20 protein-coding genes and 1 pseudogene are annotated in these 23637 nt (G+C 63.6%); 5 read left to right on the plus strand and 16 right to left on the minus strand.

Going from position 1 to position 23637, the window contains the following annotated elements; all coding sequences use genetic code 11:
• Positions 1-36: 36 nt before the first annotated feature.
• From VNZ93_RS17215 to VNZ93_RS17265, 11 genes are all read right to left on the minus strand, one after another.
• Positions 37-1266 carry an MFS transporter gene (locus VNZ93_RS17215; RefSeq protein WP_325707787.1) on the minus strand — a complete coding sequence of 410 codons (1230 nt, stop codon included), beginning with the start codon at positions 1264-1266 and terminating at the stop codon, positions 37-39.
• A gap of 177 nt (positions 1267-1443) precedes the next feature.
• On the minus strand, positions 1444-3579 hold the full coding sequence (locus VNZ93_RS17220) for an acetate--CoA ligase family protein (RefSeq protein ID WP_325707838.1): 2136 nt from the start codon (positions 3577-3579) through the stop codon (positions 1444-1446).
• A gap of 95 nt (positions 3580-3674) precedes the next feature.
• A complete protein-coding gene (locus tag VNZ93_RS17225) occupies positions 3675-4658 on the minus strand; it encodes a Bug family tripartite tricarboxylate transporter substrate binding protein (RefSeq protein ID WP_325707790.1) in 984 nt (327 codons plus the stop codon).
• 226 nt (positions 4659-4884) lie between these two features.
• Positions 4885-5658 carry an SDR family NAD(P)-dependent oxidoreductase gene (locus VNZ93_RS17230; protein WP_325707793.1) on the minus strand — a complete coding sequence of 258 codons (774 nt, stop codon included), beginning with the start codon at positions 5656-5658 and terminating at the stop codon, positions 4885-4887.
• Positions 5655-7082, minus strand: a complete 1428-nt coding sequence (locus tag VNZ93_RS17235) for a TRAP transporter large permease subunit (RefSeq protein WP_325707796.1) — start codon at positions 7080-7082, stop codon at positions 5655-5657. The genes VNZ93_RS17230 and VNZ93_RS17235 overlap by 4 nt, the downstream gene beginning before the upstream one ends.
• Positions 7049-7555 (minus strand): TRAP transporter small permease subunit, encoded by a 507-nt coding sequence (locus tag VNZ93_RS17240; RefSeq protein WP_325707798.1) that lies wholly within the window; start codon positions 7553-7555, stop codon positions 7049-7051. Before VNZ93_RS17240 ends, VNZ93_RS17235 begins: the two co-directional genes overlap by 34 nt.
• Before the next feature lie 45 nt (positions 7556-7600).
• Complete coding sequence (locus VNZ93_RS17245; RefSeq protein WP_325707800.1) at positions 7601-8755, minus strand: nickel/cobalt transporter; 1155 nt, start codon at positions 8753-8755, stop codon at positions 7601-7603.
• Positions 8749-9387, minus strand: a complete 639-nt coding sequence (locus tag VNZ93_RS17250) for a DUF1007 family protein (RefSeq protein WP_325707802.1) — start codon at positions 9385-9387, stop codon at positions 8749-8751. Before VNZ93_RS17250 ends, VNZ93_RS17245 begins: the two co-directional genes overlap by 7 nt.
• A gap of 230 nt (positions 9388-9617) precedes the next feature.
• The gene (locus tag VNZ93_RS17255; RefSeq protein ID WP_325707806.1) at positions 9618-11216 is read right to left on the minus strand and encodes a gamma-glutamyltransferase family protein; all 1599 of its coding nucleotides are present in this window, start codon (positions 11214-11216) and stop codon (positions 9618-9620) included.
• A 127-nt stretch (positions 11217-11343) separates the two neighbouring features.
• Positions 11344-11760: a VOC family protein gene (locus VNZ93_RS17260; protein ID WP_325707809.1), complete on the minus strand. Its 417-nt coding sequence runs from the start codon at positions 11758-11760 to the stop codon at positions 11344-11346.
• A 29-nt stretch (positions 11761-11789) separates the two neighbouring features.
• Positions 11790-13877: a M3 family metallopeptidase gene (locus VNZ93_RS17265; RefSeq protein ID WP_325707841.1), complete on the minus strand. Its 2088-nt coding sequence runs from the start codon at positions 13875-13877 to the stop codon at positions 11790-11792.
• Positions 13878-14027: 150 nt separating this feature from the next.
• On the opposite strand from VNZ93_RS17265, the gene VNZ93_RS17270 reads away from it, so the two are divergent.
• The 5 genes and pseudogenes from VNZ93_RS17270 (at position 14028) to VNZ93_RS17290 (ending at position 19144) form a co-directional block, all read left to right on the plus strand.
• Entirely contained in the window at positions 14028-14297 is a 270-nt protein-coding gene (locus VNZ93_RS17270) for a hypothetical protein (RefSeq protein WP_325707812.1), read from the plus strand.
• A 13-nt stretch (positions 14298-14310) separates the two neighbouring features.
• A complete protein-coding gene (locus VNZ93_RS17275; RefSeq protein ID WP_325707815.1) occupies positions 14311-15195 on the plus strand; it encodes an isocitrate lyase/PEP mutase family protein in 885 nt (294 codons plus the stop codon).
• Positions 15196-15769: 574 nt separating this feature from the next.
• Positions 15770-16898: pseudogene (locus VNZ93_RS17280) on the plus strand (type III PLP-dependent enzyme).
• A 148-nt stretch (positions 16899-17046) separates the two neighbouring features.
• Positions 17047-17622, plus strand: coding sequence for an N-acetyltransferase (locus VNZ93_RS17285; protein ID WP_325707818.1), 576 nt, complete (start codon positions 17047-17049; stop codon positions 17620-17622).
• Positions 17623-17713: 91 nt separating this feature from the next.
• A complete protein-coding gene (locus tag VNZ93_RS17290; RefSeq protein ID WP_325707821.1) occupies positions 17714-19144 on the plus strand; it encodes a homospermidine synthase in 1431 nt (476 codons plus the stop codon).
• A 209-nt stretch (positions 19145-19353) separates the two neighbouring features.
• Here the strand turns inward: VNZ93_RS17290 and VNZ93_RS17295 are convergent, their stop codons facing one another.
• From VNZ93_RS17295 to VNZ93_RS17315, 5 genes are all read right to left on the minus strand, one after another.
• Entirely contained in the window at positions 19354-20064 is a 711-nt protein-coding gene (locus tag VNZ93_RS17295; protein ID WP_325707824.1) for a histidine phosphatase family protein, read from the minus strand.
• 46 nt (positions 20065-20110) lie between these two features.
• Positions 20111-21121, minus strand: coding sequence for a WD40 repeat domain-containing protein (locus VNZ93_RS17300; RefSeq protein ID WP_325707826.1), 1011 nt, complete (start codon positions 21119-21121; stop codon positions 20111-20113).
• Between the two features lie 16 nt (positions 21122-21137).
• Positions 21138-22190, minus strand: a complete 1053-nt coding sequence (locus VNZ93_RS17305) for a GTP-binding protein (RefSeq protein WP_325707829.1) — start codon at positions 22188-22190, stop codon at positions 21138-21140.
• Between the two features lie 50 nt (positions 22191-22240).
• Positions 22241-23146, minus strand: coding sequence for a metal ABC transporter substrate-binding protein (locus VNZ93_RS17310; protein WP_325707832.1), 906 nt, complete (start codon positions 23144-23146; stop codon positions 22241-22243).
• A gap of 16 nt (positions 23147-23162) precedes the next feature.
• Positions 23163-23637 (minus strand): metal ABC transporter permease (locus tag VNZ93_RS17315; RefSeq protein WP_325707835.1); only part of this gene is annotated, 475 nt, incomplete at its 5' end.

Raw genomic sequence — 23637 nt, forward strand, 5'->3', positions numbered from 1 at the left:
GGCTTTGGACAAGTCTACACATCAGAATACAGATTGTTACGCGATCGCGGCGCGCGCCCCGGGGCGTCCCGCGCGTAGCAGCCACACCGCAATCGAGAGATTGAGCAGATTCCACGCGAGCCCGTTGAGGAATGCGGCGCGGTATGAGCCGGTAAGGTCGAAGATATAGCCGGACATCCAGCCGCCGAGCGCCATGCCGAACACCGTCGCCATGATCAAGGTACCGACGCGCGCGCCCGCCTCCTGCGGCGGAAAATACTCGCGGATGATGACCGCATAGCTCGGCACGATGCCGCCCTGGAACAGGCCGAACAGGATCGAGATCACGTAGAGCGATGTCAGTCCGTCGAACAGGAAGTAGAGGAACAGCGCGACCGCCTGCATGACGGAGCCGATCAGCAACGTCACGACGCCGCCGAAGCGATCCGCAACGAAGCCGGACGCGACGCGGCTGATGATCCCAAAGGCCAGCATCAGCGACAGCATTTCCGCGCCGCGGGCAACGCCATAACCAAGGTCGCCGCAATAGGCCACGATATGGACCTGCGGCATCGCCATCGCGACGCAGCAGGCAACGCCCGCGATGCAAAGGAGAACGAACAGCGTGTTCTGCGGCACGCCGATATTCGGCGCGACGAACGTCCTGACTTGCGCGCCGCCGTTGGCATGAACGTCCGATCCTCGCCGGAACATCAACGACAGGGGCAGCATCGTCAGTACGCAAAAAATGCCGATGCCGATGTGGGTCGCGCGCCAGCCATCGCTCGCGATGAAATGCTGCGCCAGCGGCGGCCAGATCGCGCCCGCGACATAATTGCCGGACGCGGCGATGGCGATCGCAATGCCGCGGCGCTTCTCGAACCAGTGCGACAGATCCGCGATCAGCGGGCCGAACGACGCCGCGCTGCCAAATCCGATCAAAAGGTGTGCGGCGCACAACAGCCACAGGGTCGGCGCAAAGCCTGCGCTGATATACCCCGCACCGAGCGAGACAATACTGAGCAGGATCGGCACAAGGATGCCGAACCGGTCCGCTAGCCGCCCGAGGATCAGATTGCCGACCGCGAATCCCACCATGGCCAGGGTGTAGGGAACACTGGCGTCGGCACGGGTCACGGCGAATTCGGCCTGCACCGCAGGGAGCGCGACGACGTACGACCACATGCCGACGCTGCCGACCGTGCCAAGCAGCAGCGCCACGCCCAGCCGCAGCCAGGCATAGGGAGAATCGAGAAGATCGGTACGGCTTCCGGCAGCGCCGTGCATCGAGGCATCCTGTGTGGTGCGGCACAGTGATGTGGACGCCCGCTCACATCAAGCGAATTGAATGCAAATGACGCATTCGTATTGCTGATGGGTCAGGGAACAACCGATGCTGAGCAAGGGCGATCCGGCGGCGCGAAGCGGTGCACCGCCGGATTGTGCGATCGGGACGTAGCCTGTCTACGTTGTCGCAGGCACGACAAGCGCATCCACCGCGACACACCCATCATCGCGGACAAGCAACGGATTGATATCCACGGAGGCTATGCTCCCCCCGTGCGAGAGCACAAGCTGCTGCAGCGCCTGGATCGCCTCAAGCAAACCTGAAGGGATCGCAGATCCGGTAAGCCGCTCCAGGAACCGACCGGGCCGGGACTCTCGCAGTCTGTGTTCAACGACATCGGCCGCGGTCGGTACGGGAAACAGAACGACTTCGTCGAACAGTTCGGTGTGGATCCCGCCGAGCCCGACAACGACGAAGTGCCCAAGGTCGGCCTCACGGCTGACGCCGAGAATCAACTCGGCCTTGGACGACAGCATCGGCTGCAGGAGAATCGGAACCGCTGCCCGATCATGCCTCAGCTCTGCAATCCGAGACTCCAGATGCGCGTACCGCTCAGCCAGTTGCTGTTCGTCCCGGATCCCGACTGCGACAAGACCATAGTGGTTCTTGTGGGCTATTCCGGGTGCGAGCGCCTTCAGCACGACAGGAAAGCCGCACCGGGCGGCCGCCGCCTGTGCTTCGCTGAAAGAATTGACGCGAACGCTTTCGACCATTGGAAGCCCGGCGCTACGCAGCAAACGGGCGCTTTCCAGCTCCGAGAGGAAGCCGCCTGTCTCCGCCTCGCCGAGCAACTTGGCCTGCTCGGGATCAGCCGCGACAGAAACCGGCAACTCTTTACCGGGTGAGAATTTCAGGATGCGGACGCATTCCAGGCTGTCGAAACACGCCGCCGTGTCATGGAATACCGGAACGCCATTGGAGCGGTACAACGTTTCGGTCTCGTCGTTCAGCCCGCCCGGGGCCAACGCAACTACCGGGCTCTTGCACCGCTTCTTCCGCTGAATGAGCGCATCCGCGAGCTGCCGATCCATTCCGGGGCCCGCAGCATTGTGCGCATAGCACACGGTCGGACCAACCATGCCCGCTTCGATCAGGGCTTCATCGATCGGTGCAAGCAACGCCCAATTGCCAACAGACCCAAGGTCTAAGGGATGGCGGATAGGGGCCGCCGTGGGCAAGCGAGCGATCTTTTCGCCCGCGTCCTTCGGCAATTCGCCATCGTCGCCCGCGAGCTCCAGTCCGCGTTCTGCGGCCACGTCGGCAAGCAATGCGCCACCGGCACCGGAGGTCGTGATGCAAACCAGACGCTGCTCTTCCAGCGCCCTCCCGGGTTCAAGGCCTGCCAGCATTGCGCATGCGCCAGCCAATGCCTCCACGGAAGGAACACGAGCAACGCCGCATTCCCGGAAGAGCGCATCATACGCGCGTGCACTGCCTGCGAGACGGCTCGAATGCGCCAGCGTTGCGCCAGCTCCCGCGGCCGAGCGACCCAACTTCAAGGCCACGATCGGCTTTCCTCGTTCCCGCGCGCGAGCGGCCAACGTTCGGAAACGTCTGCCGTCGGTCAAACCCTCGACAATCAGTCCGATAACGGAAGTCGACGGATCGTCGATAAAGTAATCGAGAAAATCGAGCATCGTCAGGTCGGCTTCGTTGCCGACGGGGACGAACTTCGACAGTCCGGCGCCGAAATTGCGCAACCTGCGAGCCACACCGTCGAACAGCGCGCCGCTATGCGATGCGATTGCGACCGTTCCAGGCTCGATCGGATTGCCGTGTGCGGCATTGTATCCGAGCGAAAGAAGATCGGCGGCGCTGAACACGCCGTTTGTGTTAGGACCAACGATCCTCATGCCACTCGTCCGGGCAATCCTCGTCAGCTGCTGCTGACGCGAAATCCCCTCTTCACTGCCGAGTTCAGCGAAACCGCTGGCGCCGATCACGGCCACGCGCACGCCAGCATCGCTGCATTGCTGGATCGCCTCGACCACTGCAGGCGCGGGAACGACGAGAATCGCGAGGTCCGCCCTCTCCGGCAAATCCGCCAGGGACCGGTATCCTTTCAGCCCCTCTACGTCAGCTCCGGTGGAGTTGATCGGAAATATGCGACCGGGAAAACCTGTGCGAAGGAGGTTGAGCACAACGGTGTGTCCGAACTTGCCCGGAGTCTTGGACGCACCAACCACTGCGATGCTTTGCGGTTGAAAGAGGTACCGAAGCTGCGAACGCGCAGTCTCATTCTCGACACTCATGCGAGGGATCCCACGGTCAGATCCCCCATCTCGCCTTTCCCCATCTGAACTCCTTTCATGGCGATCACCCGCCCGGCGCTGCTTCGTGATTTGTTTCAGTTGGCCGTAACACCAGCCTTCGCAATCAGCGGCCCCCACAGCCTGATCTCGGCATCGAGCTTTTTGCGTACGGCTTCAGGAGTCACAGCGTCGCCCGTTGCCGGCTCTGCGCCGAGGATATCCAGCCGCTTGATGACCGCCTCGTCCTTGAGCGCGGCCGTAAGCGCTTTGGCAAGCTTGGCGATGATGGCGTCGGGCGTACCGGCTGGCGCGTACATTGCGTGGAAGGTGTAGAACTCGAGCTCCTTGTTACCCAGCTCGTGTACGGTCGGCATGTTCGGCAAAGCCTTCATGCGCTGCCGGGTCATGGCGAAAACACCCTTGATGCGGCCCGACTCGACATTCTCTTTCGCAGCAGGCGTCGGTCCATCGCACATGAAGTCGAGCCGATCGGCCATCAAGTCGACCAGCGCAGGCGCTGTGCCCTTGTAGGGCACCATATTCACCTGGCCGCCGAGTGCGTTCATGATGAGCAGCATGCAAAGATGCGTCGCCGATCCGACGCCGGCATGTCCAACCGTGATCTTGTCGCGATTGGCCTTCATGTAGGCCAGCGCGTCTGCACCGTCCTTGGAAGGAAGATTCGGACGCGCCACAAGGATGGTCGGAAACTCGGTGACAAGCCCTATCGGAGCGAAGCTCTTTTGCGAGTCGTAAGGAAGGTTCTTGTAGAGAGCACCGCCCGTCGCCATTGCCACATGCGTGAGCAGGATCGTGTAGCCATCCGGATCGGAGCGGGCGACCTGCGCGTGACCAATGGTGGCGCCGGCTCCCACCACATTTTCGACCACGATTTTCTGTCCGAGAGCCGCACCCATCGGCTCGGCCAGGGTTCGTCCCAAGGTGTCGATCGGACCACCGGCCGCCAGCGGGATCACCATCTTGATGGGTCGCGACGGATAATTGTCGGTTTGCGCCATGGCCGGAACGGTCGCGAAAATCGAACCGACAACCAAAGATATGCAAGACCACTTCGCCATGAAACCTCTCCCGGAAACGTCATCCTGTTGTCCGGCTGGATAGAGCCGAGCGTTTGTCACATCAATCGCTTGTTTGGTATGCGAAACCCGAACTCGATGTTCGTGATGCGTTGAGTGACGAACTCGATTGCTGCTGCAGGAATTCAGCGCGATCGAGGTTAGTCAGTACCGATCCGCATCTGTTGCGTGCAGATCCGCGTCTGTTGCGTGCAAATGAGGCCGTGCTCTAATCGAGCGCGACGACCTGGCCGCCATCGGCGACGATCGTTGCGCCGGTGATGTAGGCGCCGGCTCTGGAGGCGAGCAGCAGAAGCGCGCCGTCGAGATCGTCGTCATTCCCAAAGCGCCCCATCGGAATCGTGCGCTTCATTTCCTGACCTTTCGCGCTCTCGAGGAAAGCGCGGTTGATCTCGGTCACGAACCAGCCCGGTGCGATTGCGTTCACGCGCACGCCCTTGAAGGCGAGTTCCAGCGACAGTGCTTTCGTGAGTTGCACGACACCGGCTTTCGCCACCGCATAGGCCGCGACGCCCTTCGAGACACCGAAGGCCAGCACGGATGCGGTGTTGACGATCGATCCCTTGACGCCGGCGGCAAGCATGCGGCGCGCGCCTTCCTGCGACCAGAAGAAAACCGAATCGAGATCGAGCGACAGAATGCGGCGCCATTCCTCTTCCTTCATGTCGAGCGCGCGCACGCCCTGCGCCGCACCGGCATTGTTGACGAGGATCGTGGCCGTGCCGAACGCAGCTTCGGTTTGATCGAAGGCCCGCAGCATCGCCGCGCGGTCGAGCACATCGGCCTCGACCGCGATTGCTGTGCCACCGTCTGCTGCAATCCGTTCGCACAATGCATCGAGCCGGTTCTTGCGGCGCGCAACCAGCATTACCCTGGCGCCATTCGCTGCGAGCACCTGCGCGAAGCGTGCACCAAGGCCGGAGGACGCCCCGGTCACGATCGCGACCTCACCTGTCAGATCGAATAGCGCTTCGGCTTTCATGATCCACCATACAAAGCGCGCGGCAGCGCCGTCGCCAGCCCCGGCACGAACCACAGCACCACCAGCGCGGCGAGCTGGATCACGACGAACGGGATGATGCCGACATAGATGTGTCGCGTGGTGATTTCGGGCGGCGCCACCCCGCGCAGGAAGAACAAGGTCGGACCAAGCGGCGGATGGATGTACGACGTCTGCAGGTTCATCGCCATCATGATGCCGAGCCAGACCGGATCGACGCCCGGCATCGCCAGCAGGATCGGAGCCACGATCGGCACGATCACGAAGATGATCTCGAACGCGTCCATGACGAAGCCGAGCAGGAACATCGCAATCATGACCACCATGATCGCGCCGGCGGAGCCGCCCGGAAGGTCGCTGAGCCCGCGATGCACGAGGTCGTCCCCCCCGAAGCCGCGGAATATGAGGCCGAACATGGTTGCGCCGATCAGGATGACGAAGATCATGCTGGTCATCTGTGCGGTCTTCATCACGGTCGCGACCAGCGCCGGCCACAATCGTCCCTCGCCTCGCAAGGCCGCGAGCACAATCGCGCCGACGGCGCCGACGGCTGCAGCTTCCGTCGGAGTCGCAACGCCGGCGAGGATCGAACCGAGCACCGCAAGGATGAGCGCGAGCGGCGCGATCAAAGCGGCAATCAGACGGCCGAGGAGCGCAAGGCCTCTCGGCGCTTTGGGATCCGGTGGTATGGCGGGAGCAGATTGCGGCGACAATATCGCGACAGCGACCACATAAAGCATGTACAGCGCGACCAGCACGAAACCGGGCACGAGCGCACCCGCGAACAGATCGCTGACCGTCACCGAGGCCGGCGCAAAGATGCCTTTCGACAATTGCGCGGCCTGGTAGGCGTTGCCGAGCTGATCGCCGAGCAGCACCAGCACAGTCGCCGGCGGGAAGATCTGCGCGAGCGTTGCTGTGGCCGCCACGACCCCCGCGGCGAGCCGCGGGTCGTAACCAAAGCGCAGCATTGTCGGCAACACGATCAGTCCCATGGTCGCTGTCGTTGCGCCCACCACGCCCTTCGCCGCCGCCAGCAACACCCCGACGACGATGACGGAGATACCAAGTCCGCCGCGCAGCGGGCCGAACAGGCGGCCCATGGTCTCGAGCAGGTCTTCCGCGATCCGCGAGCGCTCGAGCATCACACCCATGAAGATGAAGAGCGGGATGGCCAGCAGCACAGCGTTGGTCATGACCCCGAAGATTCGTTGCGGCAGCGCGCCGAGGAAGCCGAGGCTGAACAGGTCGAGCGCACTGCCCGCCAGCGCGAAGGCAAGCGATACGCCACCCAGCGTGAAGGCGACCGGATATCCCGCGAACAGCGCGACGCAGATCGCGGCGACGAGAAGGATCGCGAAGACTTCCGCCATCAGGCCGCAGCCTTGCCGGAGAGAATGGCCCACGCGCGGATCGCCTGCGCCACGCCCTGCAGCATCAGCATCACGGCGAAAACCGGAATCAGCGTCTTCAGCACGAAGACAAGCGGCAAGCCGCTGGTCTCGCGCGAGCCCTCCATGATCGCCCAGGATCGCACGACATAGGGCCACGAGAAATACAGGATGGCGGTCGCGAACGGGATCAGGAGCAGCAGCGCACCGAACAGATCGACGATCGCCCTGCGGCGCGGCCCCGCCGATGCGTAGAAAATGTCGACCCGCACATGGCCCTCGTTCTTCAACGTCCAGGCCGCGACCAGAAGGAACATCGCGGCGTGACTGTAGATGATCGATTCCTGCAGCCAGATCGAGCCGATGCCGAACAGATAGCGCAGCACAACCACCGCGAACTGGATCGCAACCACGGCGAGGCAAAGCCAGGCGGCGGCGCGTCCGATTCTGGAGTTCAGCCAGTCGATTGTGTCGGCGAGAGTGAGCATGACGTCCGCGGTTCGATTCCGCGGACTATAGCTGCGCAGCGCGGGCTACGCGAACATCCGCTCGCTGGCGATGTAGCCCGTCAGAAGCGCGATGCCGAAGATGAGCACGAGCAGTGCGGCCGCGACTTCCAGTCCGCGCAGCAACAGCATGCCGGGGCCGGGCCGCGTGGCCGCGAATTTCTGCGCCAGCCCGCGCGCGCCGACCGCCAGTGTCGCAATGGCCGCCACGGTGATCGCAGTCCCGATGCCCATGATGAAGGTCGAAACCACTCCGGCCCAGAACAGCCCCTGCGCCAGCGCGAAGACGAGGACGAGGATCGCGCCGGAACACGGCCGCAACCCGACAGCGAAGATGGCCGAGAGCCCGCGCTTCCAGCCGCCGGGACCGGCGAGTTCCTGCGGCTCCGGCGCGTGCGCGTGGCCCCAGGCCGAGGCGTGGTCGTCATGGTCATGGTGATGACCGCAGCAGGCCGCGCCGTGCTCATGCTTGTGATCATGGCTGTGATGGTGATCGTGCGCATGTTCGTGGTGATCGTGATCATGCGCATGATCGTGATGGTGATGGCCATGTGCGTGATCATGGTGGGCATGCGAGGCGTGAGCGTGAGCGGTCTCGGGCGCCGCACGATATTTCCGCCATGCCGCGATCAGCGCACGGCCCTTGACCCAAAGAAGGCGCGCACCGAGCACGGCAATCAGGCTGTAGCTGATGACTTCGATCCACCACACCGCGCCATCCATGGTGCGGCGTGTCGCGCCTAGCAGAACCGCGGCAACGCCCACGATCGCCACCGCCACCAGCGCCTGCAGGATCGCGGAGGCAAACGACAGCACGACACCGCGCCACCAGGTCTCACCATTCGCGACGACATAGGAGGAAATCACCGCCTTGCCGTGACCGGGACCGGCGGCGTGAAACACGCCATAGGCAAAGGACAACGCGAACAGGGTCCAGACCGCGCTGCCATCCTGCTTCGCGGCGCGGATCGCGCCCGACAGCCCGCGATAGAATTCGGATTGCTTGGCGAGCAGCCATCCGACAATGCCTTCGGGCGGAGCCGGAGGCGCGGTCCGCGGCGCACCGAAGGGATTGGCCTGCGCCAGCGCAGGATCGCTCAGCAGCGTCAGCGTCAGCGCGACCGCCGCGGCGCCTGCCAGGACAAGCCAGATATGACTGCGCGGCCGCCGGCCTGTCAGCATTTCACGCCGATCTTGTTGGCGAATTGCGCGCCGAACGGATTGTTCGGATCAGGCCGCGCGAAGATCGATTCGCTCAGCGATTTCGACTGCGTCTGATCGCCGAGCTTCACGGTCGTCAGCTTGCACGAGCCGGGCGCACCCTTCAGCGTGATCGGCTCCTTGTCGGAAAATTCGAAGGCAACGAAGAAGAGCGGATCGTAGATCTCGATATCGACATCCTTGGTGGCGGCCGGCTTCTTCAGCGGCAGCGTGAAATGCAGCGTCAGCAAGTCGTCCTTCTGCTCGAGGAAATAATCGACCGGCTGCTCGAACTCGGCCTTCTGCCCGTTCATTTTTCCCTGCGTGAAGAAATCGTATTCCTTCAGCGAGGTCACATTCACCTCGGCGAGCGGTTGCAGTTCCTCGCGGGTGAACTTGCCCTTCTCTTTCGATTCCAGGCCCTGGGTCGCATAGGACGAGAACATGTCGTCGAAGGTCCAGTGATGCCGGATACCGGTCATCCGGCCCTCGGCGTCATAGACGATTTCGCTCTTCATCGTGACATACACGTGAGGATGCGCATGCGCAGCGGGCACGGCGAAGGCTAGCGCCAGAAGGCCAAGCGCAAGCGGACGGAAAATGCGGGGAATCATGAGGTTCCAGCCGTAAAGCGGTTTCGCCGGACAATATCACGGAAGGCGGCGGAATGGAGGCGAGGGATGTAGCGTTGCCGCGCTGACGCTTGCTCGGTGCACCCCTTCCCCCTGAAAGGGGGAGGGTTGGGGTGACTTTAAAAAGGTAGACCTCCTCCCGCCCGCCTTCGTTTCACTCCGGCGGACGACCTCCCCCTTGCAGGGGGAGGTGAAGGTGCGCGCTCCGCTACTCACACGCCGAATGCGCCTGGATCGGCGCGCGGGTCGTGCGCCCCCTCCATCGTTCCGTCCGAATGCAGGACGACCGCGCCGGCGTGGCCCATCGTGTCCGAATAGGCCTCCGGAATGACCGCGACGTCGTGACCCGCGGACATCAGCCGGTCGATCAAATTGCCGTCGAAGCGGGATTCCATCCGCAGGTTGGTATGCGTCGAGCCCCAGGTCCGGCCAAGCAGCCAGCGCGGCGCGTCGATTGCCTCGGGCAACGGCTGACGGAACAGCACGTGCCGCGAGAAGATCATCCCCTGCGTCTGCGGCTGGCCGTCGCCGCCCATGGTCCCGTAGGACATGATGCGCCCGTCCTTCAGGACGGCGAGCGCGGGATTGAGCGTGTGGAATGGCAGCCGGCCGGGCTCCAGCGGGTTCACCGCGCCCTTGTCGAGCGAGAAGCTCGCACCGCGATTCTGCATCAGCACGCCGGTCCGCGGCAGCACGCAGCCCGATCCGAATTCCCAGTAGATGGACTGGATGTAGGAGACGACGAGTCCCGAAGCGTCGGCCGTGCCCATCCAGATCGTATCGCCTTCGCCATAGGGTGCCGGCCAGCGCGCCGCCTTACTGCGATCGATCTTGAGAAGCTCCGCATCGAGGAACGACGCCGACAGGTATCGGTCGAGCGGCTCCTTCATCCGGTTCGGATCGGTCACGACGCGGTCGCGCAGGCGGAACGCGCGCTTGGTCGATTCCACGAGACCGTGCACGAAGTCGAAGCCTTCGGCTTCCGAAACGCGCAACCGCTCGAACAGCGCAAGGATGATCAGCGAGGCAAGCCCCTGCGTCGGCGGCGGCGCATTGTAGAGCGTGCCGACATTGAGTTGGGCCGACAGCGGCTCGGTGACATAGGCGCGATATTTTTCGAGATCGGCGCGCGTCACCGGCGAGCCGATCCGTTCGAGATCGGCGGCCATCTCGCGCCCGACATCGCCGCGATAGAAATCGTCGAGCCCGGCATTGGCGAGATGATCGAGCGTGGCTGCGAACGCCGTCTGCTTCATCACGGCGCCTTCCGCCGGCACCTTGCCGTCAACAAGGAAGGTCTGCGCGAAGCCCGCCGCTTCATCCATTTCGGACAGCTTGTCTCGCGTCAGCGCGTGCTGGCTGCGGCTGACAATATAACCATCGCGCGCCTGCTTGATCGCGGGCTCAAGCAGGAGATCGAGCGGCAGCTTGCCGCCCAGCGCTTTCGCCGCATCGAGCGCCAGCATCCAGCCGCCGATTGCGCCCGGCACGGTCAGCGCGGCCAGCGGGCCCCGCGCCGGGATCGCGTCGTATCCGCGCTCGCGGTAATTGGCGATCGTTGCACGGGCGCCCGCGGGTCCGGGCGCCATCAGCGCACGCACGCGTCCATTCGGCTCACGAACCAGCCAGAAGCCGTCGCCGCCGATATGGGTCATGTGCGGATAGACGGCGGCGATGGAGGCCGCCATCGCCACCATCGCCTCCAGGGCGTTGCCGCCCTCGGCGAGGATCGACTTGCCGGCTTCAGCCGCGGCGAAATGGGGAGCCACCGCGACACCGCGACGATGACCGGAGGTGCAGGAATTTGCCATGGAACGTCCGCCAAGCCTGATCTGTGGCGGGTGCGTCAGCTCCCGCCGTCTCAGGCTTAGAAGACACGCAAGACAATCGCAACTCGGGCGCGCCTGTCCGAGCCCGAGTTGATTGTACCGGCAGCAGCTAACGCGGCTGCTTGCCGACGATCAGCATCCAGTGGACGCCAAACCGGTCCTTGAGCATGCCGAAGCTGTGGGCGAAGAAGGTTTCGATCAGCGGCTGAATCACCTCGCCACCGTCGACGAGCGCCTTGAACTTCGATTCGGCATCGCGCGTGTTCTCGGCCGCGATCGCCAGCGCGAAGCCATCGAATTTCGGCTGTCCCTGAGCCATGCCGTCGGAGCAGAAGATCGTGGTGTCGCCGAGTTTGAACTCGGCATGCATGATCTTGTCCCTGGCGACATTCGCGCCCTGTGACGAAGCGTCGGGATTTTCTCCGTAACGCATCATCATGCCGGGCTCGATGCCGATTGCCTTCTTATAGAAGTCGAGAGCTTCCTGGCAGCGGCCGTCGAAGAAAAGATAGGGCGTGACATGCATTGTCTTAACTCCCGCTCAAAATCGAGACGTCAGGCTTCTCCCGCCGGCACCGCGTCCACGAGTCCGCGCCGCTCCAGAAGAGCATCCACACTCGGCAGCCGGCCGCGGAACGCAATATAGGCCTGGTCCGAAGTGCGCCGGCCGCCGGCCGCATACACATTGTCACGCAGCTTCGCGGCAGTGGCCGGATCGAAGATGTCGCCTGCCTCCTCGAACGCGCGGAAGGCATCCGCGTCCAGCACCTCCGACCACATGTAGCTGTAATAGGCTGACGAATAGCTCGCCCCCGCGAACACATGCTGGAAATGCGGCGAACGATGTCGCATCACGATCTCGTCCGGCATGCCGAGTTTTCTGAGCGTGTCACGCTCGAAGCCGGCCACATCCAGCGCTTCCGCCGATTGCAGCGAATGGAATTCGAGGTCGACGAGCGCGGACGACACATACTCCACGGTGGCGCAACCCTGATTGAAGGTGCGTGCGTTTAGCACCTTGCGCAGCAGATCCTCCGGGATCGGTTCGCCGGTCTCGTGGTGAACCGCGAAGCGGCGCAGCACCTCCGGCCGCTCGAACCAGTGTTCATAGAGCTGCGACGGCAGCTCCACGAAATCGGTATCGACATTGGTGGCCGAAATGAGCGGATAAGTCACATCCGACAGCATGCCGTGCAACGCGTGGCCGAACTCGTGGAACAGCGTGCGCGCATCGTCGTAGCTCAGGAGCGCAGGCTTGCCGTCGGACCCCTTGTTGAAATTCATCACGTTGATGATCAGCGGACGAACGTCGCCGGCCAGTTTTTCCTGATCGCGCAGCGACGTCATCCACGCGCCGCTGTGCTTGGAGGGACGCGCGAAATAATCGCCGAAGAACAGCGCGACATGCTTGCCGCTTGCGTCGGTGACGTCCCAGGTCCGGACGTCCGGATGCCAGACCGGGACGCCGGACACCTCCTTGAACCTCAGTCCGAACAGGCGCGTCGCGGTGTCGAACGCCGCCTCGATGATCTTGTCGAGTTGCAGATATTGCTTGATCGCCGCTTCGTCGACGTCATGCAGCTTCTTGCGCAGCTTCTCGGCGTAGTAGCGCCAGTCCCACGGCGCGATCTTGAAATTGCCGCCCTCCGCCTGGGCCAGCGCCTGAAGCGCATCGCGATCGGCAAGCGCACGCTTGAGCGCACGCGGCCAGACCTCGCCCAACAGATTTCGGACGGCCTGCGGCGTGCGCGCCATCGAGTCGTCCAGACGGAAATCGGCGTAGGTCGGATAGCCGAGCAGCCGCGCGCGCTCGGCACGCAGCGCCACCATCTCGGCAATGATCGCCTTGTTGTCGGTTGCGCCGCCGGTATCGCCGCGGGCGATCCAGGCCCGGAACGCCTTCTCGCGCAGGTCACGGCGCGACGAATATTGCAGGAACGGCTCGACGCTCGAGCGCGACAGCGTGATCACGTAGCGGCCGGGAAGGCCGCGCGCAGCCGCGGCCTCGCGGGCGGCCGATCGGACGTAATCCGGCAGGCCGGCGAGATCCGCCTCGCCGAGTTCGATGAACGTGTCGCGCTCATCGGCCAGCACATTCTGGCTGAAGGCTGTACCTAGAGAAGCAAGACGCTGGCCGATCTGCGCAAGGCGCTGCTTCGCGGACTCGTCGAGATGCGCGCCGGCCCGGCGGAAATCGGTGTGGTAGCGCTCAAGCACCCGCGCCTGCTCGTCCGTCAGGCCGCCGGCAGCGGCCGCGTGCATCACCTGATCGATGCGGCGGAACAGATCGCCGTTGAGCTGGATCGCGCTGTGATGCGCGGACAGGCGCGGCGACATCTCGCGCTCGACCGCCTGGATCGCCTCGTTGGTGTGAGCACCGGCCAGCACATAAAATACGTCGGTCACATGCGCGAGCGCACGGCCCGAATTTTCCAGAGCCGCGATCGTGTTCTCGAACGTGGCCGGGGCGGCGTTCCGCGCGATCGCGGCCACCTCGGCATCGTGCTCTGCCATCGCCCGCTCGAAGGCGGGAACAAAATGCGACGGATCTATTTCCTGGAAACGGGGAACTTCAAATGCCCCGATCCAGGGGGCAAGGAGCGGGTTAGCGGTATCATCGGACGGACGAATAGTCGCGGTCATTGCGGTCATACGTTGAAATATCTCGATTTTTTGGGACTACAGGCGGTGCCGGACCCGGACATGGGGGCATCGGCACTTCAATTCCAGCCTTGATCGGCGGCTATGTTTCGACGACATTGCCCGCCCCCGCCTTGACCCCGGACTGACCGAATGAACGCCCAAGCCACCACGAAGACGACGACACCCGCAGGCGGCAACCGCATTGTGTGGATCAACGTCGTGACCGTCGTCAGCGCAGCGATCCTGATCGGCGCCGAGGTGTTCGGCGCGGCGTTCGCCGGAAGCTGGGCCATCGCGAACCTGTTCGGGCTGGGTGAGACCGCCGCTCGCATCATCGACGTGGCCTTCCTCGCGGTCGGCGCGGTGATCATGTACAAGTTCATCCAGTTCGCGCGGAAGGTCGAGCCCTTCAGCCGCTGACGGCTGTCTGCAAATGACAACGATGACTGGCCGCGTGCCCAAGGGCCAGATTTTCCGCGACCTCCTGAAATCCGAAAAACCTCTGGTGCTGGTCGGCGCGTATGACGCGCTCGGCGCGCGCCTGATCGCGCAAGCCGGCGCGAAAAGCCTGTTCATCGGCGGCTTCTCGATCGTCGGCGCCCGCTACGGCGTCCCGGATGTCGGGCTTCGCGCCTATGCCGACATTGCGGCGGCCGTCCGCGACATCGTAAACGCCTGCGACTTGCCCGCCTTCGTCGATTGCGACGACGGCTATGGCGACGTGAAGAACGTGGTCCACACCGTGCAGGGCTATGAGCGCATGGGCGTCGCCGCCATGATGCTCGAGGACCAGACCTGGCCGAAGCGCTGCGGCCACATGGCCGGCAAGAACGTCGTTCCAGTCGAGGTGATGGAGGCGAAAGTTCGCGCCGCCGTGTCCGAACGGCTCGATCCGGCCACTTTCATCTTCGCGCGCACCGACGCGCGGGCCGTGCACGGCCTCGACGACGCCATGCGGCGTGCCGAGCGCTATCTGCGCGCGGGCGCCGAAGGGCTGTTCATCGAGGCGCCCGAATCGGTCGATGAGCTTTCGCGAATCGGCCGCGCCTTTTCCGGTGTGCCGCTGGTCGCCAACCCGCTCGAAGGCGGCAAGACGCCGCTCCTCTCGCCAGCTGAATTCGCCGAGCTTGGCTTCACGGTGATTCCCTACGGGATCACGCTGATCCTGCACGCGGCCAACGCGATGCAGAAGGCGATCGTGGACATCACCTCGGGCGCGTTTGCCCGTCGCGATGCGGCGATGGAGTTCCGCGACTATCTCGATGTCATCGAGGAACCCAGCTGGGCAAAGATTCAGGACAAGTACGGCGGCGTCTAGCGCGCAGCACCGCGCCTCATCGCGCTCGCGACATGCAACGCCGCTTCGTGCGCGGACGAGATGTTAACACTCTCGTAATCTCCGCAGTTTTCTCGCGGTGCCGCACACGTATTGCTTGACATGCAGCGTGAATGGATTATTTCCGCGTTTGCCCAATTTCGCACGTGCCTGTGGTCGCGTGTCGGTCGGTAGGTAGCGGGACAAGAGGCCCGCCAGCCGCCTGGGGAGACAAAGCTCTCGAAGGAGAGTCTCTCCAAGAACTCTGACCGGCAGCCGGAGGCGAAACCGGCGAACTCAGTTCTCCGCTGAGGACGCGACTTAAAGCAACGACGGAGCGGGCTTTTTTGGCTACTGCCGGCTGTCCATAAGCCGGTCTGGTTCCGAAAGGGCTTGTCCTTCATTGCCAGGTGTGCGGACGGGGCCTCCCCCATCCAATCCACGGCAGCACTGTCCGGTGTCGAACACCGCTCGTCGTGTCCTCCATCGCACGGCAGCGTGGGTTCGTCATCAGACGCATCCCTAGGGTGTCGCCAGGGCCTCTGGCTGCGCCCGCAGCGCTGTTTTGGGGAAGACAATGACCGACCGCATCCGCGAATTTCTTCGCAACCGCCGTGACGACGGACCTGTGCTGGTCGTCGATCTCGACGTCGTTCGCGACAACTACAACGCCTTTGCGAAGGCGCTGCCGGACAGCCGCGTGTTCTATGCCGTGAAGGCGAACCCGGCGCCGGAAGTGCTGTCGCTGCTGGCCTCGATGGGCTCCTGCTTCGACACCGCTTCGGTCGCCGAGATCGAAATGGTGCTCGCCGCAGGCGCAACGCCCGACCGCATCTCCTATGGCAACACCATCAAGAAGGAGCGCGATATCGCGCGCGCCTATGAGATCGGCGTCCGCCTGTTCGCGGTCGACTGCAAGGCCGAGGTCGAGAAGATCGCCCGTGCGGCGCCCGGCTCGAAGGTGTTCTGCCGCATCCTGTGCGACGGCGCCGGCGCCGAATGGCCGCTCTCGCGCAAGTTCGGCTGCGAGCCGTCGATGGCCGCGGACGTGCTTGAGCACGCGCACCGGCTTGGCCTGAACGCCTACGGCATCTCCTTCCATGTCGGTTCGCAGCAGCGCAACCAGCATGTGGGATCGTGCGCTGGCGCAGTCGGCTGCCGTGTTCAGGGAATGCGGCGAGCGCGGGATCAACCTGTCGATGGTCAATCTCGGCGGCGGGTTCCCGACCAAGTACCTGAAGAACGTCCCGACCGTGCGGGCCTACGGCTCGGCGATCTTCAAGGCGCTGCGTAAGCATTTCGGCAACCGCATTCCGGAAACGATCATCGAGCCGGGCCGCGGCATGGTCGGCAATGCCGGCGTGATCGAGACCGAAGTCGTCCTCGTTTCGAAGAAGAGCGAGGAGGACGAGGTGCGCTGGGTCTATCTCGACATCGGCAAGTTCGGCGGTCTGGCCGAGACGATGGACGAGGCGATCCGGTATCCGATCAGGACGCCGCGTGACGGTGGCGAGATGGCGCCGTGCATACTCGCAGGCCCGACCTGCGACTCGGCGGACGTGCTGTACGAGAAGCAGCCCTATCTGCTGCCGGTCTCGATCGAGATCGGCGACAAGCTGCTGATCGAAGGCACCGGCGCCTACACGTCGACCTACTCCTCGGTGGCCTTCAACGGCTTCCCGCCGCTGAAGACGATCCACATCTGATCGCTCCGCGATCGGGCCACATCTGATCGCTCTGCGACCGGACCACATCTGACAACGCCGGAGGCCGGCTGAGAAGCCGACCTCCCTTCCCTTCACTCCCAGGACTGAAGCCGTCCCGCGCAAAGGCGGGGCACGGAAGGAGATGGCCATGATTGCCATTCGCCAGGAACGCCACGCCGACCACGACGCACGCGAAGCATTGCTTGACCGCGCCTATGGCGATGTGCGCTTCACCAAGACCTCGCAGCGCCTGCGCGAGGACCGTCTGCCGTCGACCGGCCTGTCCTTCGTCGCGACCGAGAAGGGCCGCGTCGTTGGCTCGGTGCGCCTGTGGGACGTGTCGGCCGGCCCCAGCCGCCCGGCGCTGTTGCTCGGCCCGCTTGCGGTCTCGCCCGAACACCAATGCAAGGGCATTGGCGGCAAGCTGATGAAGCACGCGATCGCGGCGGCGCGCATGCGCGGGCACGGATCTATCCTGCTCGTCGGCGACGCGCCGTATTACGGCCGGTTCGGCTTCTCGGCTGAGAAGACCGGCCTTCTGTGGATGCCCGGTCCCTATCAGCAGGACCGGTTGCTTGCGCTCGAACTCCGTGCCGGCGCGCTCGATGGAGCCCGCGGCATGATCGGCGCGACCGGCCGTCTCGCACCGAAGCCCGAACTGGGCGCGCTGGTCGCAGCGGCATCCAACGGGGCAGTCAAGAGCCCGACACCGCGCGCAGCTTAGGTTTGCGCAGCCAAGCCTGGGCGGGTATCGCAGAGGCCGCGATACCCGCCCATTCCCTTTCTGCTTATCTTACTAACTGGAGTGACGCGAGATGACCGACTGGCCCGTATACGGGAAGATCGATGGTCCCATCGTTATCATCGGCTTTGGCTCGATCGGGCGCGGTACCCTGCCGCTGATCGAACGGCATTTCGAATACGACAAGTCGCGCATGGTGATCATCGATCCCGATCCGCTCAACAAGTGGATCGCCGACGAGCGCGGCATCCCCTTCATCCAGAAGCACGTGACGCGCGATAATTACAAAGAGATGCTGACGCCGCTGCTCACCAATGGCGGCGGCCAGGGCTTCTGCGTCAATCTCTCGGTCGACACGGGTTCGGTAGACATCATGGAGCTGTGCCGTTCGCTGGGCGCGCTCTATATCGACACCGTCAACGAGCCGTGGCTCGGCTTCTATTTCGACAAGACCAAAGGCCCGGCCGAGCGCTCGAACTACGCGCTGCGCGAGCTGACACTTGCCGCAAAGCGGAAGAACCCGGGTGGTCCGACGGCTGTGTCCACCTGCGGGGCCAATCCCGGCATGGTGTCATTCTTCGTCAAGCAGGCCGCGCTCAATCTGGCGCGCGACCTCAACCTCAACGTTCCCGATCCGACAACGCGGGAGGAATGGGCCAGCCTGCTGCGCCATGCCGGCGTCAAGGGCATTCACATCGCCGAGCGCGACACGCAGCGGACCAAATCGCCGAAGCCGCGCAACGTGTTTCTCAACACGTGGTCGGTCGAAGGATTCATTTCGGAAGGCCTGCAGCCGTCCGAACTCGGCTGGGGCACGCACGAGAAATGGATGCCTGACTTCGCGCGGCAGCATCCCGATCCGAACGCGCCCGCGATCTACCTGATGCGGCCGGGCGCCGATACGCGCGTTCGCACCTGGTGTCCGACGCCGGGGCCGCAATACGGGTTCCTCGTCACGCACAACGAGTCGATTTCGATCTCCGACTATTTCACGGTGTTCGAAGACGGCAAGCCCGTGTACCGGCCGACCTGCCACTACGCCTATCATCCGGCCGACGACGCGGTGCTGTCGTGGCACGAGTTGTTCGGCAGCGGAGGCAAGACTCAGGACAAGCTGCATGTGCTCGACGAGGATGAACTGACGGACGGTATCGACGAACTTGGCGTGCTGCTCTACGGCCACAAGAAGAACGCCTATTGGTACGGCTCGCAGCTTTCGCTGGAAGAGACGCGCGAACTTGCGCCCTATCAGAACGCGACGGGCCTGCAGGTGACGTCGGCGATCCTTGCCGGCATGGTCTGGGCGCTGGAGAATCCGAACGAAGGCATCGTCGAAGCCGACGAGATGGACTTCAAGCGCTGCCTCGAAATCCAGATGCCGTATCTCGGCCCGGTGAAGGGCTATTATACCGACTGGACGCCACTCGAGGGCCGGCCCGGACTGTTTCCGGAGGACATTGACGAGAGCGATCCCTGGCAGTTCAAGAACGTGCTGGTGCGCTGAGCTGCTCGAGAGAACATCAGAACGAGATCATCATGGCCGGGCATTGCCCGGCCATGATTGTTTTGCAGAGCGCCGAAAAGCGGCAATGATGGATGCCGGAATTGCGTCTGTTCGGGATACTGAATGTCACGAAGCCAGTGTCAGGTCCGCACGCGTGACAGCCGCCAGAGCCGGTCAGCCGCTGAACCATCCAGCATCGCAAGAGCGACCTACGGCAAACACTTGCTGCCCATCGGCAGCTTGGTGCGCTTGCCCCATTCGTTCGTCGGAACCTTGTCGAACGGCGCCGCAAATTGCTGCCGCACCATCCTGAAACCCGTCGGCACCCGCGAACCGCCAGTCCCGAATTCGACGATCCAGAAATAGTCGTAGGTCTGACCGGGCCACGTGTCGGGCACATCCGGCAGCTTGTCGAGATTGAAGAGCTGGCGCAGCGTCACCTTCTGGTCCGGAAATTTAAGTTCCATCGCCTTGTCGGCGATGTGATGATGCTCCCACACCATCACGACGGTCTTGCCGTCATAGCGCGGATCGTCCATCATCGCGCCGACTGCCTGCTGGGTCCGCAGGTTGAGCTGCGGAATGGGGTCAACGCCCGGCAGTGGGACCGCCGAGAATGTCGTGACCGGCATCTCCCAGGTCGCCGCGGCGGGCGACGCGAGTTCAAGCGTATGCAGGGTGATGGCGAGGATCGCCGCAGGCTTGTCGCCCGAGGCGAACAACGATTGCCTGGCGCCCTGCCCGAGATACTGCGCAGCCAATGCCAGCGAACGATCGACACCGATCTTGCAGAGCGCGAAATCGTTTTCCTTTTCCCCGTGCCGAAGAATGATGACCGTCTTCGGCAAGGCCAGGACCGGGAGCGTCAGCCCACCCAGGATCGCGAAAGCGAACAGAAAAATCTGAACTCGCCGAATCATGGCAAGCGCCCTCCGACATTTGCGTCGGGCCAAGTCTAGCGCCGCTTCAAGCCAAGTCCACCACACCCGCGGTGCGATCCTCGCAGGCGAACGCGAGCCGCAACCCGTCCGCGCTCCAGGCCAAAGCCGTGACCGGGGTATCCAGATCTGACGAATGGACAAGCACCTCCGCGCCATCGTCGAGCCGCACCAGCAAGACGAGCCCGTCCTCATATCCGGCGGCCACCACCGGCTGTTTCGGGTGGCAGGCGACGACCGCAAGCCTTTTTGCATGGGGCGCAAGAATGGTGGGCTGCTTTCCCATGGGCCCGTCCTTGCTCGAGAACGGCCAGAGGATCAGCTGGTCCGAACCGCCGGTGGCGAGGAACGCGCCGTCCGCAGTCCAGCTCATCGATCGCACACGCGTCGCGTAGCCCGACATCCGCATGTGCTTGCTGTCGACCAGCCGCCAGCCATGCAGCATCGGCTCCTGCATCGTGGTGACGAGGAAACGGCCGTCAGGGCTGACCGTGACGCCGAGATGCGAGCCTTTCCATTCGAGAGACTCGGGCTTTGCCTGCGCATTCGGAAACCAGAGCGAGGCGCCATTGTAATGAGCGATCGCGAGACGAAAGCCCTTCGGCAAGAACGCAAGGCCGCCCGCGGTCGAGGGAAGATCGAGCGACCTCACCTCGCCCTTCCGGTTGATGGTCTGGACAGTCTTGCCGGTCGACCATGCCACCGCGCCGTCTGGCCCGAGCGCGACCTGATCGATCCACCGTTTTTTCGGATCGGCGACAACCGTGCGAAGGGTGCCGTCGCGGTCAACTTCCGCCACCTTGCCATCGTCACCGCCGGTCACGATGCGCGCGCCGTCGCTGGTCGACGAAAGAATGCCTCCATCGTGCAAAGGCACGCGCTGGCTCGTGCCATCGGCCTTGACCAGCATCGCCGCTTCTTCCGACAGGACGAAGGCGGCAGTATCGCCAAGGAAATGAGCGGCGATCGCGGAGCCGCCGGTCGCAACCGGTTGCGTACGGTCGGCAACCGACGGGGTGTTTGGGCGCACGTCAGACATCGGACGACTTGCAATGTCAGGCAACGCAATCCGCAAAGCCGGTGCGGATCTTGTCTTCAGGGAGATGCTTGCCGATGAACACGATCCGGCTCTCGCGCTTTTCGTCCGCTTTCCACGGCCGCTGGTGATCGCCGTCAAGGATCATGTGCACGCCCTGGAAGACGAAGCGATCCGGATCATCCTTGAACGAGAGGATGCCCTTGGAGCGCAGGATCGCCGGACCGTCCTCGGCGACCAGCTTCTGGATCCACGGGAAGAATTTGTCCGGATCGAGCGGCTTCTCGGTCTTCAGCGAGAGGGATTGCATCTCCTCGTCGTGATAATGCTTCATGCCGTGGTGGTGATGACCATGGTCGTGATGATGATCGTGGTCGTGGTGATGGCCATGATCACGGTGGTGATCGTGGTCATGAGCATGATCGTCGCCATGCAGGAAATCCGGCTCGATATCGAGGATGCGGTCGAGATCGAAAGCCTTGCGATCGAGGACCTCGTCGAGCGCGATCTGCGAGCGCTGTGTTCGATGCAGCTTCGCGTATGGATTGATGCCGCGGATGCGCGCCTCGACCTCCTGCAGGTCGGGCTCCTCTACAAGATCGGTCTTGTTGAGGAGGATCACGTCGGCGAAGGCGATCTGGTTCTTGGCCTCGGGCGCGTCTTTCAGGCGATCCTTGAGCCACTTCGCGTCAGCGACCGTGACCACCGCATCGAGCCGGGTCTTCTTGCCGACCTCCTCGTCGACGAAGAAGGTCTGCGCCACGGGGGCGGGATCGGCGAGCCCCGTGGTCTCAACGATGATGGCGTCGAACTTGCCCTTGCGGCGCATCAGGCCTTCGATGATCCGGATCAGATCGCCTCGCACGGTGCAGCAGATGCACCCGTTGTTCATCTCGAACACTTCCTCGTCGGCATTCACGATCAGATCGTTGTCAATGCCGATCTCGCCGAACTCATTGACGATCACGGCGTATTTCTTGCCGTGCGGCTCCGAGAGAATGCGGTTGAGCAACGTGGTCTTGCCGGCGCCGAGATAGCCGGTCAGCACCGTGACGGGGATCTTGTCGGACATGAACGCTCCAGCCGAGTTTCCGGGCCGCCCGGGCGGGCGGAGCGCAGCGGCTAGGACTGCAGCGCCGCGCTGAGCGTCCTTATATTGTGCCGGATGAGGTCGATGTAAGTGGGGGCCGGGCCTTTTTCGTCGGTCAGAGCGTCCGAATAGAGCGTTCCGCCCACCTTCGCCCCGGTTTCGTCCGCGATCCGGGACAAAAGCCGCGCATCGCTGATATTTTCAAGGAACACCGCAGGAATTTTCTGCTTCCTGATCTGCGTAATGATGCGCGCCACGTCCCGCGCCGAGGCCTCCGAATCGGTCGATACACCCTGAGGTGCGATGAATTCGACGCCGTAGGCATCCCTGAAATAGCCGAAGGCATCGTGGGTCGTGATGATCTTTCTGCGTTCCGGCGGAATCCTGGAAATCGTTTCCTTCACATCGCGGTCCAGCGCATCGAGCTTTTCGAAATAGGCGGCGGCATTCGCCTCGAATGTCGCCTTGCCCGCCGGGTCCGCCGCGATCAGCCCGTCCCGGATGTTGGCGACGTAGGTCTTCACATTGGCGACGGATTGCCAGGCATGCGGATCGCCATCGGACTGTCCGTGGCCGTGGTCGTGGGAATGGGCACCCGCGAGCTTGCGCGGCTTGATGCCCTTGCTCGCCACGATAGTCGTCGCCCTGGTATTCGAGGACTTGATCAGCCGCGCGAGCCAGCCTTCGAAGCCGAGCCCGTTGGTCACGATGACCTTTGCATCGCTGAGCGTCTTCGCGTCGGCGGGCGACGGCGAATAGACATGCGCATCGCTGTTCGGCCCGACCAGATTCCTGACCGCCACGCGATCACCGCCGACATTGCTCGCGATATCACCGAGGATCGAGAAGGTCGCGACCACCGGCATCTTGTCCTGAGCCTGCGCGGCCGAGGCGATCGCGACCAGGGCCGCTGCGATGAGAACGCGTCTGGTCAGCATGACGACCTCCGTGACATCAGGCTTCGAGGTGACGTCCGGGAAACAACTTCCGAACGAGGCCGCCGACGCTGCCGAACAGCAGCGAGACGGCGTACAGGATCGCGGCCACGAGGATGACCGCCGGCCCGGCCGGCGCTGCCGTATGGAACGACAGCAGCAATCCGAGATAGCCGGACGCCATTCCCGCCAGCACCGCGACCACGATCATCGGCGTGACGTCACGCGCCCAGAACCGCCCGATCGCCGCCGGGACCATCATGATGCCGACAGCGAGCAACGTCCCGAGCGCATGGAAGCCGGACACGAGATTGATCACGAGCAAGGCAAGGAAGATCAGGTGCGCCGGCCCTCCGGCCTTGCTGACCGATCTCAGATAGAGCGGATCGACGCATTCCAGAACCAGCGGACGATAGATCAGCGCGAGCCCGAACAGCGTGACCGTGGCATTGATCGCGATCAGGATCAGCGTCTGATCGTCGAGCGCGAGCACC

Source organism: Pseudorhodoplanes sp., from assembly GCF_035565795.1.
Classification (GTDB): domain Bacteria; phylum Pseudomonadota; class Alphaproteobacteria; order Rhizobiales; family Xanthobacteraceae; genus Pseudorhodoplanes.